At 68.9% G+C, this 16,668-nt stretch carries 16 protein-coding genes and 1 tRNA gene; 3 read left to right on the forward strand and 14 right to left on the reverse strand.

The features are described from left to right. Window positions 1-28 precede the first annotated feature (28 nt). From CQ045_RS05865 to serS, 4 genes are all read right to left on the reverse strand, one after another. Window positions 29-1,264, reverse strand: a complete 1,236-nt coding sequence (locus tag CQ045_RS05865; protein ID WP_105721733.1) for an LCP family protein — start codon at window positions 1,262-1,264, stop codon at window positions 29-31. Between the two features lie 50 nt (window positions 1,265-1,314). Continuing rightward, window positions 1,315-1,399: transfer RNA gene (locus CQ045_RS05870), tRNA-Ser, on the reverse strand. Between the two features lie 42 nt (window positions 1,400-1,441). Further along, on the reverse strand, window positions 1,442-2,263 hold the full coding sequence (locus CQ045_RS05875; protein ID WP_105721734.1) for an HAD family hydrolase: 822 nt from the start codon (window positions 2,261-2,263) through the stop codon (window positions 1,442-1,444). Continuing rightward, window positions 2,260-3,582 (reverse strand): serine--tRNA ligase, encoded by a 1,323-nt coding sequence (gene serS / locus CQ045_RS05880; RefSeq protein ID WP_105721735.1) that lies wholly within the window; start codon window positions 3,580-3,582, stop codon window positions 2,260-2,262. The genes CQ045_RS05875 and serS overlap by 4 nt, the downstream gene beginning before the upstream one ends. 213 nt (window positions 3,583-3,795) lie before the next feature. Here serS and CQ045_RS05885 point away from each other — a divergent pair, with 213 nt between their 5' ends. After that, on the forward strand, window positions 3,796-4,794 hold the full coding sequence (locus tag CQ045_RS05885; protein WP_105721736.1) for a diacylglycerol kinase family protein: 999 nt from the start codon (window positions 3,796-3,798) through the stop codon (window positions 4,792-4,794). A 21-nt stretch (window positions 4,795-4,815) separates the two neighbouring features. Here CQ045_RS05885 and CQ045_RS05890 read toward each other — a convergent pair whose 3' ends face one another. From CQ045_RS05890 to CQ045_RS18770, 3 genes are all read right to left on the reverse strand, one after another. After that, the gene (locus CQ045_RS05890) at window positions 4,816-5,547 is read right to left on the reverse strand and encodes a hypothetical protein (RefSeq protein WP_105721737.1); all 732 of its coding nucleotides are present in this window, start codon (window positions 5,545-5,547) and stop codon (window positions 4,816-4,818) included. A gap of 44 nt (window positions 5,548-5,591) precedes the next feature. After that, complete coding sequence (gene cls, locus CQ045_RS05895) at window positions 5,592-7,052, reverse strand: cardiolipin synthase (RefSeq protein ID WP_105721738.1); 1,461 nt, start codon at window positions 7,050-7,052, stop codon at window positions 5,592-5,594. Window positions 7,053-7,138: 86 nt separating this feature from the next. After that, window positions 7,139-7,312: a hypothetical protein gene (locus tag CQ045_RS18770; protein ID WP_181156457.1), complete on the reverse strand. Its 174-nt coding sequence runs from the start codon at window positions 7,310-7,312 to the stop codon at window positions 7,139-7,141. A gap of 112 nt (window positions 7,313-7,424) precedes the next feature. On the opposite strand from CQ045_RS18770, the gene CQ045_RS05905 reads away from it, so the two are divergent. Further along, window positions 7,425-8,543, forward strand: a complete 1,119-nt coding sequence (locus tag CQ045_RS05905) for a DUF4192 family protein (RefSeq protein ID WP_105721740.1) — start codon at window positions 7,425-7,427, stop codon at window positions 8,541-8,543. Window positions 8,544-8,559: 16 nt separating this feature from the next. Here CQ045_RS05905 and lysS read toward each other — a convergent pair whose 3' ends face one another. Next, complete coding sequence (gene lysS, locus CQ045_RS05910; protein WP_105721741.1) at window positions 8,560-10,089, reverse strand: lysine--tRNA ligase; 1,530 nt, start codon at window positions 10,087-10,089, stop codon at window positions 8,560-8,562. A gap of 80 nt (window positions 10,090-10,169) precedes the next feature. Here lysS and CQ045_RS05915 point away from each other — a divergent pair, with 80 nt between their 5' ends. Next, complete coding sequence (locus CQ045_RS05915; protein ID WP_105721742.1) at window positions 10,170-12,044, forward strand: DUF2207 domain-containing protein; 1,875 nt, start codon at window positions 10,170-10,172, stop codon at window positions 12,042-12,044. A gap of 13 nt (window positions 12,045-12,057) precedes the next feature. On the opposite strand, the gene CQ045_RS05920 is transcribed toward CQ045_RS05915, so the two are convergent. From CQ045_RS05920 to folB, 6 genes are read right to left on the reverse strand one after another with little or no spacing between them, the layout of a single operon-like run. Beyond that, window positions 12,058-12,750, reverse strand: coding sequence for a DUF2520 domain-containing protein (locus tag CQ045_RS05920; RefSeq protein WP_105721743.1), 693 nt, complete (start codon window positions 12,748-12,750; stop codon window positions 12,058-12,060). A gap of 2 nt (window positions 12,751-12,752) precedes the next feature. Further along, window positions 12,753-14,726 carry a PH domain-containing protein gene (locus CQ045_RS05925; RefSeq protein WP_105721744.1) on the reverse strand — a complete coding sequence of 658 codons (1,974 nt, stop codon included), beginning with the start codon at window positions 14,724-14,726 and terminating at the stop codon, window positions 12,753-12,755. Continuing rightward, window positions 14,723-15,304, reverse strand: a complete 582-nt coding sequence (locus CQ045_RS05930) for a PH domain-containing protein (protein WP_105721745.1) — start codon at window positions 15,302-15,304, stop codon at window positions 14,723-14,725. Before CQ045_RS05930 ends, CQ045_RS05925 begins: the two co-directional genes overlap by 4 nt. Beyond that, the gene (locus tag CQ045_RS05935) at window positions 15,255-15,737 is read right to left on the reverse strand and encodes a DUF3180 domain-containing protein (RefSeq protein WP_105721746.1); all 483 of its coding nucleotides are present in this window, start codon (window positions 15,735-15,737) and stop codon (window positions 15,255-15,257) included. Before CQ045_RS05935 ends, CQ045_RS05930 begins: the two co-directional genes overlap by 50 nt. Continuing rightward, window positions 15,734-16,273, reverse strand: coding sequence for a 2-amino-4-hydroxy-6-hydroxymethyldihydropteridine diphosphokinase (gene folK / locus CQ045_RS05940; protein WP_105721747.1), 540 nt, complete (start codon window positions 16,271-16,273; stop codon window positions 15,734-15,736). Before folK ends, CQ045_RS05935 begins: the two co-directional genes overlap by 4 nt. Then, the gene (folB, locus tag CQ045_RS05945; RefSeq protein WP_105721748.1) at window positions 16,270-16,665 is read right to left on the reverse strand and encodes a dihydroneopterin aldolase; all 396 of its coding nucleotides are present in this window, start codon (window positions 16,663-16,665) and stop codon (window positions 16,270-16,272) included. The genes folK and folB overlap by 4 nt, the downstream gene beginning before the upstream one ends. Between the last annotated feature and the right edge of the window lie 3 nt (window positions 16,666-16,668).

The following is a 16,668-nucleotide window of genomic DNA, read 5'->3' on the forward strand; positions in this document are numbered from 1 at the left end:
AAGCAGGTTGCGTGAATCTCGCTCGAACTCAGCGGACGTTGCCGTTCGAGCAGGTCTGCTGCGCGGCCGAGTTGCCCTTGATCGAGTCGGGAAGCGCGACCACGGTCGACGGCGTCGCGTCGGGATCCGGAGTCGCCCCATCGACCGGAGCCGCGGGCTCCTGCACGACGACACCGTCGTTGCTGTTGTTCTGATGCGTGATCTGCAGCTGCGCGTTCGCCTCGATCGCTTCCCACATCACCGACGCGGCCTGCTGGTTGGGGACCACCTTGTTCGGGTCCGCACTATCGCCGACCGTCGGGTACTGGAGGAAGACGATGTCCTCGAACGGCACCGACTTCACGGCCAGCGCGATCTGCACGATCTTCATCGGGTCGGCGAGCGAGGTGCTGGTCTCGAGGTTGTTGAGACCGATGTTGGCGAGCTTCAGCATCACGGGAACGTTGCCGAGCGTGTCGGTGCTGATCAGCGCGCGGGCCAGCACCGTCATGTACTGCTGCTGGTTGCCGATCCGGCCCAGGTCGCTGCCGTCGCCGACGCCGTGCCGCGTGCGCAGGAACTGCAGCGCCTCCAGGCCCTGCAGGTAGTGCATGCCGGCATCCATGTCGAGGCCGGTGTACCGGTCCTTGATGGGGTTGGCGAGGCAGACCTCGACGCCGCCGATCGCGTTCGTGATCTCGATCACGCCGCCGAACGTCACCGACGCGGCGAACTGGATCTCCTGCCCGGTGAGCTCGGAGATGGTCTTGGCGACGCAGTTCAGGCCGCCGTCCGTGTACGCCGTGTTGAGCGGCTGCTTGCTCATGGCCGAGTGCACGTTGCCGTCATCGTCCGTGCATTCCGGAATCGGGATCATCAGGTCGCGGGGGAAGCTGACGACGGTGATGCGCCGCGGCTCCTGCGAGACGTGCACCAACAGGTTCACGTCGTTGAGAGTGCCCCCGGCGTCGCGACCGGTGCAGCGGTCGCCGAAGAGGTCCTTGTACTTCTCCTCGCAGGTGTCCACACCCGTGAGGACGAGGTTGAATCCGCCCTTGTACTCGCCGATGTCCGGCGGCAGATCTTCCTGACCCTCGAGATCGACCGCGTTCGCGGAGACCGTGCTCGAGAAGTCGTAGAGGATGTAGGCTCCGACTCCGAACCCGCTGACGAGCACCACGGCCAGTCCGATCGCGATGAACTTCAGCAGCTGGCCGACCGTTCCCGGGGTCCGCTGCTGTCCGTGTCGCGCGATGGTATGACGGCGTCGGGTGTTCTCGCTCACTCGGGCCCTTTCGGATTCAGCGTCGATGCGGGGTCATCGTGCTCAGTATGCGGAGGGTGTGGGATTCGAACCCACGAGACATCTCTGCCCACTGGTTTTCAAGACCAGCTCCATCGGCCGCTCGGACAACCCTCCCGACAGACGCTTCTGTCGACCAGGCGTGAGTCTAGCCGAGTTCTATTCTCCCGCGTTGACCTGGGCGGGGGCTGGAAGCGTGTCGAGTGCCCGGGCGAGACCGCCGTCCACGACGTCCGTGGTGACCTCGCCGGCCGCATCCTTCACCTCGTCCGGAGCCTGCCCCATCGCCACTGCCCGACCGCCCAGAGAGCGGGCCCAGCCGAACATGCCGATGTCGTTGCGCCCGTCACCCGCGACGAGGATGCGCTGGCCGTCGAGGCCGAGCTCGGTGCGCACCTGCTCCAGCGCCGTGCCCTTGTCGACGCCCTGCGGCGCGATGTCCAGCCAGGCCGTCCAGCCGATCGCGTACGACACCTCGTTGAGACCGGCGTCCGCCACCAGACGGTGGAAGTCGTCTTCGTCATGGCCGGGCGAGACGACCACGATGCGCGAGACGGGCAGTGCTCCGAGCTCGTCGAAGTCGACCTGTCGCCCGCCGTCGAGCGTCCAATCGTCGAGCTGCTCGGTGTAGAGCCGCTGCCCCGAGGCGAGCTCGACCATGTATCTGGCCTCGGGAAGCCGGTCGCGGAGCAGCCCGAGGACCGGCGTCGGGTCGAAGGTCTCGACGTTCCAGCGCTCCCAGTCGTCGCCCGCACGCCGCATCGTCACGGCGCCGTTGGAGCACACGACGTAGTCGGCGATCAGACCGAGCTCCTCGACGTAGCGCCGGGTGGCCATCCAGCTGCGTCCCGTGGCGATGGTGACGACGTGACCCGCGTCGCGCACCCGGGCGATCGCTTCGGGGACACCGGGACTCATGGTCTCGTCCTGCAGGATGATCGTGCCGTCGACGTCGAGGCCGACCAGCCAGGGCGCTGTCATCTGGCGGCCCGCCCGCCGGCCAGCGGCTGGATCACTTCGAGGCCCCCCAGGTAGGGGCGCAGGATCTCCGGAACGCGCACGGACCCGTCCGCCTGCTGGTGCGTCTCGAGCAGCGCGACGATCCAGCGCGTGGTGGCCAGGGTGCCGTTCAACGTGGCGACGGGCTGCGTCTTCGCCGCACCCTGCGCGGCGCCGGCGCCATCGGCGGCGTCGACGACCGGACGGTACCGGACATCGAGGCGGCGCGCCTGGTACGTCGTGCAGTTCGAGGTCGACGTGAGCTCGCGGAACGCCCCCTGCGTGGGAACCCAGGCCTCGATGTCGTACTTGCGGGCGGCGCTGGAGCCGAGATCTCCCGCGGCGACGTCGATCACCCGGTAGGCGAGGCCGAGGGAGGTCAGCATCTCCTCCTGCAGCGCGACCAGGCGAAGGTGTTCCGCTTCGGCATCCTCCGCCGTCGTGTAGACGAACATCTCGAGTTTGTTGAACTGGTGCACGCGCATGATGCCGCGGGTGTCCTTGCCGTGCGACCCCGCCTCGCGGCGATAGCAGGTCGACCAGCCGGCGTAGCGGAGCGCGCCGTCCGCGAGGTCGACGATCTCGTCCTTGTGGTATCCGGCGAGGGCCACTTCGCTGGTGCCGACCAGATACAGGTCGTCGTCCTTGTCGAGGTGGTAGACCTCGTCGGCGTGCTCACCGAGGAACCCGGTGCCCTGCATGATCTCCGGACGCACGAGCGTCGGGGTGATCAGCGGCACGAAACCGTTCTGCAGCGCCTTGTCGAGCGCGAGGTTCATGAGCGCGATCTCGAGGCGGGCTCCGATGCCGCGGAGGAAGTAGAAGCGCGCTCCCGACACCTTCGCGCCACGCTCCATGTCGATGGCGCCGAGGATCTCCCCCAGCTCGAGGTGGTCACGCGGCTCGAAGTCGAACGCCGGGACGTCTCCGACACGGCGCAGCTCGACGAAGTCCGCCTCGCCACCGGCCGGGACACCGTCGATCACGACGTTCTCGATCCGCGCGAGAGCTACGGATGCCGCCTCGGCGGCCTCGTTCGCCGCGTGCTGAGCCTGCTTGACCCGCTCGGCGAGGTCCTTCGCCTGCGCGACGAGCGCCGCCTTCTCGTCCTTGGGGGCCTTCGCGACCTGCTTGCCGAAGGCGTTCTGCTCGGCGCGCAGCTCCTCGAACGCGGCGAGCGCTGCGCGGCGCGATCGATCGGCCTCGAGTGCGACGTCGACGGTGCTCTGGTCGTTTCCACGAGCAGCCTGCGAGCGGCGGACGATCTCCGGGTTTTCGCGGAGGAGTGCGAGGTCGATCATCCACCAAGTCTACGGTGCGCTGCCGGGGCCGTGAGCGGGCCCCGCGCCTGATCCGCGCGCCCGTCGGACCGTCGCGCGCAGGGGACGACGGGGTCCCCCGCCGAGAGGGCGTGCAGCAACCTCGGAGTCACGCTCACGCTTCTCGTCGCACCCGAACGGAGTCATTCGTTCCGGATGAGAGCCCCTGGGCACATCCCGGCTTAGAGTAGCGCCATGACCACCAGCGCCCCCGCCCAACGACAGGCGGCGCTCGTCTACAACCCGATCAAAGTCGATGGCAAGCAGCTGCGCGCCACGGTGCGCGATCTCTCCCGCGACGCGGGGTGGGCGCATCCGGCCTTCTACCCCACGACGGTCGAGGATGCCGGGCAGCATGCCACCGCCCAGGCGCTCGGGCGCGGCGTGGACGTGGTGCTCGTCGCGGGCGGCGACGGAACCGTCCGTGCGGTGTCCGAGGCGATCGCGAACACCGGCGTGCCGTTGGCGATCCTGCCGAGCGGAACAGGCAACCTCCTCGCCCGCAACCTCGGGCTGCCGCTCGCCGACCCGGCGGAGATGATCCGCGCGGCTCTCGGAGACTTCCGGCATCCGATCGACATCGGCTGGGCGCGACTCACCCGCGAGGACGGCGAAGAGGCCGAGCATGCATTCGTGGTGCTCGCCGGAATGGGCCTGGACGCGGACATGATCGCGAACACGCGTTCCGACCTGAAGAAGTCCGTGGGGTGGATCGCCTACGTCGACGGCGCAGCGCGGTCGCTGCCTCGCGCCAAGCCGTTCCGCGCGGTCTATCAGATCGACGACGGGCGCCTGCATTCGCACAAGGCCTACAGCATCCTCTTCGCGAACTGCGGCACCCTCCCGGCCGGCATCTCGCTGATCCCCGAAGCCTCCATCACCGACGCCGCTCTCGACGTCGCCGTCATCCAGCCCACCGGAGTCCTCGGCTGGTTCGCGGTGTGGCGGAAGATCTGGTGGGACAACTCCGTGCTGCGACGGTTCCGCGCCGGACGCCGGGTACTCGAACGCCGGGGGAAGAACGCCTCGGTGCACTATTTCCACGGGGCGGTCGCAGAAGCCGCAGCCCCCGACCCGATCCCGATCGAGCTCGACGGCGATGAGTTCGGCGAGGCCGTGCGCATCACCTGCAGGGCCGATCCCGGCGCTCTGCTGCTGGCGCTCCCCTACGGCCATCCGGTGCACATCCTCTGAGCACCGGACTCCTTCCTGCGGCTAGCGGACCTCGACCGTGCCGTCGAGCCCGCCGCCGACCAGGGTGAGGGTGAAGGTGCCGTCGTCCTCGATCGTGTCCTCGCCGAAGGCGAGGATGGTCGCGCGCGGCGCCATGTCCATCGTGCAGACCTGGGTGTCGTCGGTCACGAAGGTGGCCGTGCCGGCATTGCCCGCCCCTTCGAGGGACTCGACCACCGGCGGGCAGGATGACGAACCCCATGTGAGCAGCACGAGGCCGTCGTCGTCGAACCATCCGGCGGACGGCTGGAACTCCGTCGAGGTGCCGGGGGTGCCGGTGGCGTTCGGGTCTCCGTCCAGGTCGACATCTTCGGTGAGGTCGCCGTAGCTGATCTGCAGCGTGATCTCGGACTTCGGGTCCACCCCTTCGGGCAGTGCGCCGATGGTCGCCCGCGGGGCGAGATCGGCCGTGCAGGCCTTCTCTTCGCCGTCCCCCTCGGGATCGACGAGCGTCATGCTCACGGTCTGCCCCTGAGCCGCGACCTCGTCCACCTGGGGAACGCACGTCGACGATCCCCACGTGATGACGGCGAACATCCGTCCATCGTCGAGCAGCGCACCCTCGAAGTCGTTCTGATCATCCGCGTTGCCTGCGCTCGGAGCAGGAGAGCTGGTCGGCGTCTCTGCTCCTGGCCCCGCCGTGCACCCTGCGACCAGGAGCGCAGCGGCGACGAGGCCGACGACGGACACGAGAGGACGCAGCACGGAGGTCATGCTCACAGGGTAGCCCGCGAAGATATCGCCGGGATAGTCCGGTCCTACTGCAGCGCGGAGGTGAGACGAGCGAGGTTGTCGAGCACGGTGGACCGGAGCGGCTGCTGCATCCACTCCTCCAGCGTCAGCTCGCGGCTGAGCGATCGGTACTTGTCCTCGACCTCGCGCATCTCGGAGACGAACTCCTCGCCGCGCACCAGCATGGACACCTCGAGGTTCAGGCCGAAGGAGCGCATGTCCATGTTGCTCGAGCCGATGACCGCGACCTCGTCGTCGATCGTCAGGGTCTTGGTGTGCAGGATGTACGGCTTGCGATACATCCAGATGCGGACGCCGGCTTTCAGCAGCACCTCGTAGTAGCTGCGCTGCGCGTGATAGACCATCGCCTGATCGCCCTCTTCCGAGACGAAGAGCTCGACCTGCACCCCGCGGTCGACGGCGGCGGTCACCGCGAGGAGGAGCGCCTCGTCCGGCACGAAGTAGGGGCTGACGATCATGATCTTCTTCTTCGCCGCATAGAGCAGGCCGAGGAAGAGGCGGAGGTTGTTCTCGACCTCGAACCCGGGTCCGGAAGGGACCACCTGGCAGTCGAGGTCGCCCGAGCCGATGTTCGCGTGGGCGATGTCGATGCCCTCGAGCACCGTGTCGGTCTCGCTGTACCAGTCGGCCACGAAGATCGCGTTCACGCTCAGCACCACGGGGCCGTCGAGGCGGACCATGAGATCGACCCAGTGCAGACCGCGCTTGATGTTCTTCTTCAGGTTGTACGTCGAGTCGGTGATGTTCTGCGACCCGAGGAAGGCGATGTTGCCGTCGACGACGAGGAGCTTGCGGTGGTTGCGCAGGTCGGGGCGCTGCATCTTCCCCTTGAGCGGCTGCACGGGGAGCATCAGGTGCCAGTCCGCACCCATCGCGTTGAGCCGCGCGACGGTCTGCTTGTACCGGGGCTTGCCGCGGTTCGCCCAGTGGTCGAGCAGCACGCGGACCTCGACGCCGCGCGCCGAGACCTCTTCGAGGGCGCGGAAGAAGTTGTCGGTGGCCGTATCCGACTGCAGGATGTAGAACTCCACGTGCACGTAGTCCTTCGCCGTGCGGATGGCCTCGGCCATCTCGTCGAGCGATTCCTGATAGTCGGAGATCAGGTGGGCGCCGTTGTCACCGGAGAGCGGCAGTGCGCCCAGCCTCTGGTTCATCTGCACGATCGGGCCGAACCAGGCCGGGGCGTTCGGGCGGAGCGTGCCGAAGTGCAGGTGCTCGCTGGTCTCGGCGATGTACTCGTTGATCTGATCCTGCTTGCGCCTTCGCGCACGCGGCAGCCGCGGGTTGCCGATCACGAGGAACAGGAAGACCCCGACGAACGGGATGAAGAACACGGCGAGGAGCCAGGCCATCGCGGCGGTGGGGCGACGGTTGCGGGGGATGACGATGATCGCCGTGACACGGATGATGATGTCGAGCACCAGCAGGAAGGCGGCGAACCACCATCCCCAGGTCTCCGCAGTCATCGTGCCCCCTCGCCACCGCAGTGACCATCACGTTCGCAGCGCCCCGGTGCCGGTGCGCTGGCTTCACAGTAGCGGATGGGTCGGACTCAGGCGCGCGGCGGAAGGCCCCGTGCGGCGCGCTCCTCGGCCTCGATCTGCGCGTGTACCTTGCGCTCGGTGCGATCGAAGCGCAGGATGCCGCGGACCACGAAGAAGAACACGATGCTCACCCCGACGGTCGGCAGAAGCGACCATGCGGCGGCGACCCAGAAGTTCTCCATCTCCCCATCGTACGCGAGCGACTCTTCGTGCACATTCGTCGTCTCCCAGGATCTGCGTCCACAGCCACCCGTTTCTCCTCCGGCGAGCAGTCCGGTCGGCAACACTCTCGGCATGACAACAGTTCTCCGCGCCACCGATTCCTCCACCTTCCTCGGCGTCGTCCCCTCCCTCGCGGGCTTCACTCCGCGCCGGAGCATCGTGCTGCTCCCCTTCCGCGGCACGAGGACAGACGGAGCGATGCGTCTCGACCTCCCGCACGACGGCACCGATCTGGAGGCGTACGCCGATGCGGCGGTCGGCTTGCTCGCCCGGGTCGCAGGGACGGATGCCGTCGCGGTGGTCGTCTACACCGACGACGAGCCGCAGGCCACCCGCGACGGCCTCGTTCTTCCGCACGCGGTCGCCATCGATGAGGTGCTCGGATGCGCCGAGGACGCCGGCCTCCGCGTGGTCGACGCGCTGTGCGTGACCCCATCCGGATGGTCGAGCTACCTCGAGGACGAACCCGAGCTCCGACCGCTCGCGCAGATCTGCAGCCCGCCCGACCTTCCGACCGTGGACGACGTCTCCGGTGATCAATCCGCCGGGGCCGGCCTCCCCGCGGTCGATCTCGCAGAGACGGAGCGCGTCGGGCGCGCGGCGCTCGAACTCGCCGCCGTGCTCGACCGAAAGGTGCATGGGCGCCTCACCGGTCGGGAGAATCCGCAGCTGATCGCGGCGCTCGTGCTGCTCGAAGACATCCCCGCCTTCTTCGAGTCCGTGCTGGCGGCCCCCGACGGCCTTCCGCCGTTCGCGACGGCAGCGCTGCTGTGGTGTCTGGAGCGTCCTCTGCTGCGCGATGTGGCGATCGGCCAATGGGCGACCGACCTCGAGGGCGGCATCCGCACGCTCGACGCCCAGACCGCGTTCGCCGAGTCCGGCACCATGGTTCCCGATGAGGTGGGCCGGGTGTTCCTGGGGCAGGGCCCGGCCCCCGACGTCGATCGGTTGAAGCGGGCGCTCTCCGTCGTCCGCGAGGCCGCCGCTCGTGCCCCTCGAGGCGCGCGACCGGCGCCGCTCACCGCGGCGGCGTGGTTGTCCTGGGCGCTCGGACGCGCGACCCACGCCGGCCGCTACCTCGAGATGGTGCGCGAGATCGACCCGCGCTACTCCCTCGCCGCACTGCTGGAGACGATGATCGGCGGTGCGATGCTGCCGGAATGGGCGTTCCGCAGAGGCCCGTCGGCGTGAGCGTGGGCGGTGCGGGCTACTTGACCAGCGGGAAGAGGATGGTCTCGCGGATGCCGAGTCCGGTGATCGCCATGAGCAGTCGGTCGATCCCCATTCCCATTCCGCCCGACGGCGGCATGCCGTGCTCGAGGGCCCGAAGGAACTCGTCGTCGACGGGCATCGCCTCGACGTCGCCGCGCGCGGCGAGCTTCGCCTGCTCGACGAATCGCTCGCGCTGGATCACGGGGTCGACCAGCTCGGAGTATCCGGTTGCCAGCTCGAAGCCACGGATGTACAGGTCCCACTTCTCGACGACGCCGGCGATCGAGCGGTGCTCGCGGACCAGCGGCGAGGTGTCGACCGGGAAATCCATCACGAACGTCGGGCGAACGAGGTCACCCTTCACGAAGTGCTCCCACAGCTCCTCGACGAGCTTTCCGTGGGTGGCCTGCGGAGGAAGGTCGACCCCGCTCTCCTCTGCGAAGGCGATGAGGTCTTCGACGGAGTCCTGCGGAGTGACGGTGCGACCCGAGGCAGCCGAAAGCGACTCGTACATCGAGATACGGTCCCACTCGCCGCCCAGGTCGTAGTCGGTCCCGTCCGCCCAGGTCACCGTCGTGGAACCCGAAACGGCGATCGCCGCCTTCTGCACGAGTTCCTGCGTGAGCGCGGCCATCTGGTTGTAGTCGCCGTACGCCTGGTAGGCCTCGAGCATCGCGAACTCCGGGCTGTGCGTGGAGTCGGCGCCCTCGTTGCGGAAGTTCCGGTTGATCTCGAAGACCCGCTCGATACCGCCGACGACCGCACGCTTGAGGTACAGCTCCGGCGCGATGCGCAGGTAAAGGTCGGTGTCGAAGGCGTTCGAGTGCGTGATGAACGGGCGAGCGGAGGCCCCACCGTGCTGCACCTGCAGCATCGGGGTCTCCACTTCGAGGTAGTCGTGGCTCGTGAAGGTCGAGCGCAGGCTCGCGTTCACCGCGGCGCGAGCACGGACCGTGTTGCGCGCCTGCTCCCGGACGATCAGGTCGAGGTAGCGGCTGCGCACGCGACCTTCCTCGCTGAGCTCGGAGTAGGCGTTGGGGAGCGGCAGGATGGCCTTCGACGCGATCGCCCAGCCGTCCGCCATGATCGACAGCTCACCCCGGCGGCTGGAGATGACCTCACCGTGCACGAAGACGTGGTCACCCAGGTCGACGTACTCCTTCCAATCCGCGAGCGACTCCTCGCCGACGTTCGCCAGGGAGATCATCGCCTGGATGCGCGCGCCGTCGCCGGCCTGCAAAGTGGCGAAGCAGAGCTTGCCGGTGTTGCGGCTGAAGACGACTCTCCCCGCGACGCCGACGACGACTCCGGTCTCGGCGCCGGCCTCGAGAGCGCCGTACTCCGCACGCAGCGCCGGAATGGTGTGGGTGACCGGAACGGCGACCGGGAACGCCCCGCCGCCGGCATCCGTCCGCTTCTCGATCAGGCGCTCGCGCTTGGCGAGTCGCACGGCCTTCTGCTCGTGGACGTCGTCGAGGGAAGGGTCGGTCGAGGCCGATTCGGGCGCGGCGGACGCGTCAGTCATGTGCGGGGCTCCTTGGAAGTCCCTCCCAGTTTACCGAGGCGGCGCCCCGCACCTCGGCGCAGGCTGGGTAGCCTCGAAGAATGGCCCACACACGGATCCTCCGCGCGTTCGCTGCACTCTCCCTCGCCGTTGCGGGGGTCGCCTTCCCTGCCGCAGCTGCGGTCGCATCCGATGGTGATCCCGCCGCGGCCTCATCGTCGCTTCGGCCTGCGTCGGCAGCCACCGATGTCGACGACTTCTCGTACAGCTCATGGGACGCCGTGTACGAGATCGGCCTCGATGACGAGGGCCGCGCACGCATGCACGTGACCGAGACTCTGGTGGCCCGCTTCCCGGACTTCGACCAGAACCACGGCATCGTCCGCGGGCTGGTGACCTCGTATGAAGGAGCGAGCACCGAGACCACGCTCCTGTCCGTCACCGACGAGAACGGCGAAGAGGTACCGCACGAGACCGACGAGGAGGACGGGCTCCTCCTCGTGCTCACCGGCAATGACGACGACTACGTGCAGGGGCTCAGAACCTACGTGATCGAGTACGAGATGCGCGATGTGATCCTCGCGACCGAGCCGGAAGCAGGATCGTCGGCGCCGCCGGCCGACGAGTTCTACTGGGATCTGCTCCCCCTCGACAGCACTCAGCCCATCGACCGCTTCCGCGCCGAGGTCGTGTTCGACTCCGCGATGAGTGCCGCGCTCAATGGGGCCACCCGCTGCTACACGGGCCCTTCCGGCTCGCAGGACGAGTGCGAGCTGGACGGTCCGACCAGCGACGGCGGCGACGCGACGTTCCGTGTCGAATCGGGCGCTCTGCCCGCCGGCGACGGGGTGACCGTCGCCATCGGCTTCGAACCGGACACGGTCGTTCAGCCCCTGGCCCGCACACCGGACCCGGTCGCCGACGTCGTTCCGATCGTCGCTGCTGTCGGCGCGCTCGGGGTGTCGGCCGGCAGCTGGGTCGCCGTCTCGGCGTTCGCCCGCCGTCGGCGCACCGCCACCGGCATCGTCGTCGCGCAGTACGACGTGCCGGATTCGCTGCCGCCGCTGCTCGCCGCCGCCATCGTTCCCGGGCCCAAGGACGTGATCCCGTCCGAGATCGTGCACCTCGCCGTCAGAGGAGCCCTTCGCATCGAGGAGGGAGCCGAAGCCGAAGAACCCCGGTTGCGCCGTTCGCCCGGTGCGCGTGTCCCCGACCAGCTCGATGCCGATGCCCTCGACGCGCTCTTCCTCGACGCCGACGACGTGGTCGATCTCCCCGCCGCCGACGAAGCCTTCGCGGCGCGAATGACCGCGCTCCAGCAGAGCGGGACGACCGAAGCGCAGAACCGCGGCCTCACCGAGAAGGTGCGCAGTCGCGGCGCCATGATCCTGCAGTGGTGCGCGATCGGCATCGCCGCCGTCGGTCTGGTGCTCGGGATCTGGGGAGCGGCGACCGGTCGGCTCTCCGCGATCCCCGCACTCGTCGCGATCTCCTTCGGCGCATTCCTCGTGCTGCTCTCGAGCCTCTATGCGTTCTCGAAGCACACGGTCCTCACCGCCGAGGGAGCACAGGCGTACGAGTACCTGGAGGGCGTGAAGGAGTTCATCCGGGTCGCCGAAGCCGATCGTCTGCGCATGCTGCAGTCGTACCGCGGCGCCGAGCGTCGGCAGGACGGCAGCGCCGACGTCATCCACGTGTACGAGCGACTTCTCCCCTACGCGATGCTCTTCGGCATGGAGCGCGAATGGGGAGACGTGCTCGAGCAGGCATACACGCGCGAGCAGCACGGCCCGACCTGGATCGGCGACCCCACGTCTTTCGCGCTTCGCGCACAGCTCGCGGCGTTCATGGCGTCGTCGCACTCGGCGGCGACGTACTCGGCCCCCTCGGCGAGCAGCTCGTCGAGCGCGGGCGGATCGTTCGGCGGAGGCTTCTCCGGGGGCGGCGGAGGCGGAGGCTTCTCGGGCGGTCGGTGACGACTCGGCGCGCTCAGACCAGCGGCGGCACGTCGGATGCCTCGCGCAGAGCCCGTTCCACCGTCGACTGCACGAGCGCCGACAGATAGCCGCCGGGGTTCTCGACACCGATCTCGCGCAGCCGCGCCGTCGACTGGCCGATGATCGACCGTGAGAACTCGGTGGCCGTGGCGATGGCATCCGCGTAGGCAGGCCGGTCCGCCTCAGCGATCACGACCGGCTCGCATCCCATCTCCACAGCGAGCGCCTGCGCGATCGGCAGCACCGCGGCCGGCGCCGTCACGGCCGCGAACCCGGCCTGCAGCTGACGGAGGTCGATCGAAGTGCCGGTGAAGGTGATGGCCGGGTGCACGGCGAGGGGGATCGCCCCGCGCTCGGCTGCGGGACGCAACACATCGATGCCGTAGGCGGGATCGGTGTGCAGCACGAGCTGCCCGATCTGCCATCCGCCGACTTCTGCGATGCCCGCGACCAGCGAAGGCAACTGGTCCGAAGGGACCGCGATGATCACGAGCTCGGCTCGACGCACGACTTCCAGCGCTTCGAGCACCGGAACGTCCGGCAGCACGGCCGATGCCCGCTCGTCGTCGGATCCGCTCGTGATTCCGATGACGGCATGTCCCGCACCGCCGAGCGCCGCACCGACCACCGGTCCGACTCGTCCCGCACCGATGATGCCGACGCCCAGGCGGCCGTCACGGACCACCGTCACTCCCCCGTCTGAGTAGGCGGTGCAGGCGGCGGGGTCACCGGAGGCATGGGCGGGAGACTCGGAGGCACGGGAGGCGACACGACCGGAGACCCCGTCGGCGGCGCAGGCGGCGTCAGGGGAGGCGGAGTCGGCGAGACCGGCGGCGCACCCGTGTACGGAGGCGGAGCCACCGGCGGCGCACCCGTGTACGGAGGCGGAGCCACCGGCGGCGCACCCGTGTACGGAGGCGGAGCCACCGGCGGCGCACCCGTGTACGGAGGCGGAGCTACCGGAGGCGCCACAGGAGCCGCCGCGTGCTCGCTCCACCGATGGGTCGTGTCACGCGATGCCGCCTCTGCGGCCGCACGACTGACGTCGTTGAGCAGCGCCAGCGCGTCGGCGCGCTCGAGTCCGGAGAGATACCCCGTGATGGGTCCGGGCACGGTGTGCACCTGCGCACCGGAGACGCGCTGCTTCCGGTCGATCGGGCCCTGGTTGAGGGAGACGCCCTGCAGGCGGGCGAGGGGGAACACCGCGAGCTTGCGCCATACGACGCCTCGGCGCAGCAGCAGGCCGAAGTCGGCCACCGTGTAGCCGTGGCGCTTCCACGAGAAGGGCCGCCGCCACCACGCGCGGCGAGGCATGGTGCGGTAGGGGTCGTCGCCCTCGGCGGGACCGACGACGCCCTGATCCCAGAGGGCGGGGATGCTCTCCGGCGGCACATCCGGAAGCACCAGAGCGAGAACGCGCTCGACGTCGGCGCGCTTGCCGACGGGCAGCACCACGTTGAACTGCTGACCGCTGCCGGAGGACTGCTGGGCTGCACTCTTGCCGCTCATCCGGTTGATCTTGATGGACCACCAGCCGAAGGGGCGCCACAGCAGCGACTGCGAGACCTCGACCGCGAAGATCCGGCCGGGTGGGAGCGTCTCGGTCACGGTCGTCAGAAGACCGTAGGTGATCCGCACGCCGTCCGGCGTCGGAGCGATCGAGTAGCGCAGCGACTTCGAGATCTGCGCCCAGGTGATACCGACGACCGCGATGACCATCGGCACGCCCATGCCGAAGCCGAGCCCCAGAAGCACGACGCCGCCGCCCGTGTCGCCGTCGGCGATCATGCCGATCGTCGCGCTGCCGATCGCGATCGCGAAGATCGCGCCGAAGAACACGAACCACAGCAGCCCCGAGATCAGCTGGGAACCGACCAGGCGACCGGTCGGGATCTTCACGACGCTCTCCGGGACGACATCGGCGAGATCGACACCGGTGATGAGTCCGGTGACACCTGCGTTCATCGACCCCACGAGCTGGGCGCGAGCGGATGCCGACACGGTCGGAGCCGCCCCATCCGTCCCCACGGCGCCGGGGTTCAGAGCCGCATGGCGAGCGGCCCGCGCGCCGGAGGCCAGGCGCAGGATGTCTGCCCGCACGGACTCGGCGCGGGGCGTGGCGAGGTATTCCAGCTCGACGTTCGCGTCGTTTCCGGCGCCGACGACCTCGAGCTTCGCGAGACCGATGATGCGGGCCGGGAACGGGCGGGTCAGGTTGACCCCCTGCACGCGGTCGAGAGGTGCGCGGCGGTGGGAGCGGAAGATCAGTCCCTTGCGGACCTCGACGTGGTCGCCCGTGATCCGGAACTGCTGGAATCGCCAGACGAACCAGAAGATCAGCACCAGCACCACGACGAGTCCCAGCACGCTGAGCAGCGCGACCAGGATCAGGTTGTTCGAGAGCACCCAGTCGACGGGGTCGCCCCCGCTGTAGTCGCCGTAGTGCGCCTCCTCCGGAGCGAAGAGCGCCACCACCCACGTGATGAGGCGATCCCGCATGTTCGCGATCACGATACCGGCGATGATGATCAGCGCCAGCCCGCCCTTGAAGAGCGGGGTGAGCGGATGCATCCGGTGCCACTCGCCGTTCGCGAGGGTCGTCGACGGCTCGCCGGCAGGTGCCTGAGCACTCGGCGAGAGAGGGAGCTGCGGCTCGCTCACAGGCCGGTCCGGCGGGTCTCGGCGACGTGGATGAGGGTGTCGCGCAGCGCCTCCGCCGCATCCTGGGTGAGTCCCGGAATCTGCACACCGGTCGTCGCGGCGGCCGTCACCATCTTGAGCTGGGTGACGCCGAATGCGCGATCGAGCGGACCCTGGGTGATGTCCACGAGCTGCATGCGGCCGTAGGGCACGGCGATCATGCGCTGCCAGAGGATGCCTTTGCGGAAGACGATGTCATCGGCGCGGAGCATGTAGCCGATCGCCTTCGCCTGACGCGGGAGGATGATGAGCGTGATCAGGGTGATCAGCAGGATGACGCCTGCGGGGATCCACACCCATGTCTGGTGCAGCACCACGTTCAGCACGACGGCAGCGACCGCGACGATCACGAGGAAGATCGCGTTCTGCACGATCTGGGAGACCACGTAGCGCGGCGAGATCTGGTGCCACTTGCCGTCGAGTTCCAGCCGAGCCTCGTTCCGAGCCGTGCGCAGCTGCGTGTACGTCCCGTTGTCGAGGGCGTCGAGGTCAGTGCCCTCCGCCGGGTTCAGGGGCGCGGTCTCTGGGTTCTGAGTCATCAGGATCCTTCGGCAGGGTACAGAACTGTTCGGCGACGAGCGCGGCGATCACGAGGACGATCGCGCTCGCGATCAGGGCCAGCATGGCCACAGTCGACCCTACCTGTGGAACGACGGGGCGCGACAGGAGGAACACCAGCAGTCCGGCGCCGAAGCCCGCCATGATGGCGCCGAGCAGGCTCGAGGCCCGTGCGAGCGTCGCCGCTCTGAGCGCACGGAACGGATCGATGCGAACGCCTGAGCGCACGCTGCGCCGCACCGGCCAGGCGACTCCGAGCGATGCGGCCGCGATCAGCAGAAGGAGCACCGGCAGCAGCAGGGACGGAGTGAACGTGACCCGCCCTGCCGCGGTGAGCAGGTGGTCGAGCAGGAACCCGCCGCCTCCCGCGATCAGCGCGAGGACGACGAGGAGACCGACCGAGGTACGCCTCATCCGTCGCCCCGGGCATGCAGCTCGGCCGCGAGATCGGCCACTCTGCCGCGGCCGAACAGCTCCGCATCCGGGTCGACGTCCTGCCAGGGATCGAGCACGAACAGTCGCTCCGCGGCGCGCGGATGCGGCAGCTGCAGGGAGGGTTCGTCCGAGACGACGTCGCCGTACGCGATGAGGTCGAGGTCGAGGGTGCGGTCGCCCCAGCGCTCCCGGCGTTCCCGGCCGTTCTCGTCTTCGATGGCGTGCAGCATCCCGAGGAGGATCTCGGGGGCGAGGCGCGTGGTCACCAGCGCGACGGCGTTGACGTAGCCCGGCGCTTCGGGGTCAGGGCCGTCGAGCCGGAGCGCGACCGTCTCGAACAGCCGGGAGAGACGCACGTCGCTGACCAGGGGCAGCCGCGCGATCCGATCGGCGGCCGCGCGGATGGTCTTCTGACGATCGCCGAGGTTGGCTCCCAGTGCGACCACCGCGACGGTCTCGGGGCGTCCTGGTCGAGGGCCCGGGATCTCGGGCGGTTTCGCGAGGTTGCGGCTCATGCGGTGATGTCCTCCAGCGTGTCGGGCGTCCGCGTGCGGTGCACGGTGACGGCGACATCGGCGAAGCTCAGCGCGATCGGGGCGTGCGGCTTGTGCACCGTCACGGTCACGTCCTGCACGCGGGGGTCTTCCAGCCCGACGGCGGCGATGCGCTCCGCGAGGGTCTCGATCAGGTTCACCGGGTCACCGGCGACGACGGCTGCGACCTTCTCGGCCAGCTCCCCGTAGTGCACGGTGTCCGCCACATCGTCGGTCGACGCGGCCTGCTCCAGCGAGAGGCGCAGGTGCAGGTCGATCGTGAACTCCTGTCCGTCCTCCCGCTCGTGCTCGTACACGCCGTGACGGCCGAAGACGGTCAGACCGGTGAGGACGATCTCGTCGAGGGAATCCATGTC

It is taken from the genome of Microbacterium sp. MYb66 (assembly GCF_002979435.1).
GTDB lineage: Bacteria > Actinomycetota > Actinomycetes > Actinomycetales > Microbacteriaceae > Microbacterium.

What these genes read in the sequence shown, in the direction of transcription:
- CQ045_RS05875 (WP_105721734.1), bottom strand. Translation starts at nt 2,263, where the DNA reads ATGACAGCGCCCTGGCTGGTCGGCCTCGACGTCGACGGCACGATCATC.
- serS (WP_105721735.1), bottom strand. Translation starts at nt 3,582, where the DNA reads ATGATCGACCTCGCACTCCTCCGCGAAAACCCGGAGATCGTCCGCCGC.
- CQ045_RS05885 (WP_105721736.1), top strand. Translation starts at nt 3,796, where the DNA reads ATGACCACCAGCGCCCCCGCCCAACGACAGGCGGCGCTCGTCTACAAC.
- CQ045_RS05890 (WP_105721737.1), bottom strand. Translation starts at nt 5,547, where the DNA reads ATGACCTCCGTGCTGCGTCCTCTCGTGTCCGTCGTCGGCCTCGTCGCC.
- cls (WP_105721738.1), bottom strand. Translation starts at nt 7,052, where the DNA reads ATGACTGCGGAGACCTGGGGATGGTGGTTCGCCGCCTTCCTGCTGGTG.
- CQ045_RS18770 (WP_181156457.1), bottom strand. Translation starts at nt 7,312, where the DNA reads ATGGAGAACTTCTGGGTCGCCGCCGCATGGTCGCTTCTGCCGACCGTC.
- CQ045_RS05905 (WP_105721740.1), top strand. Translation starts at nt 7,425, where the DNA reads ATGACAACAGTTCTCCGCGCCACCGATTCCTCCACCTTCCTCGGCGTC.
- lysS (WP_105721741.1), bottom strand. Translation starts at nt 10,089, where the DNA reads ATGACTGACGCGTCCGCCGCGCCCGAATCGGCCTCGACCGACCCTTCC.
- CQ045_RS05915 (WP_105721742.1), top strand. Translation starts at nt 10,170, where the DNA reads ATGGCCCACACACGGATCCTCCGCGCGTTCGCTGCACTCTCCCTCGCC.
- CQ045_RS05930 (WP_105721745.1), bottom strand. Translation starts at nt 15,304, where the DNA reads ATGACTCAGAACCCAGAGACCGCGCCCCTGAACCCGGCGGAGGGCACT.
- CQ045_RS05935 (WP_105721746.1), bottom strand. Translation starts at nt 15,737, where the DNA reads ATGAGGCGTACCTCGGTCGGTCTCCTCGTCGTCCTCGCGCTGATCGCG.
- folK (WP_105721747.1), bottom strand. Translation starts at nt 16,273, where the DNA reads ATGAGCCGCAACCTCGCGAAACCGCCCGAGATCCCGGGCCCTCGACCA.
- folB (WP_105721748.1), bottom strand. Translation starts at nt 16,665, where the DNA reads ATGGATTCCCTCGACGAGATCGTCCTCACCGGTCTGACCGTCTTCGGC.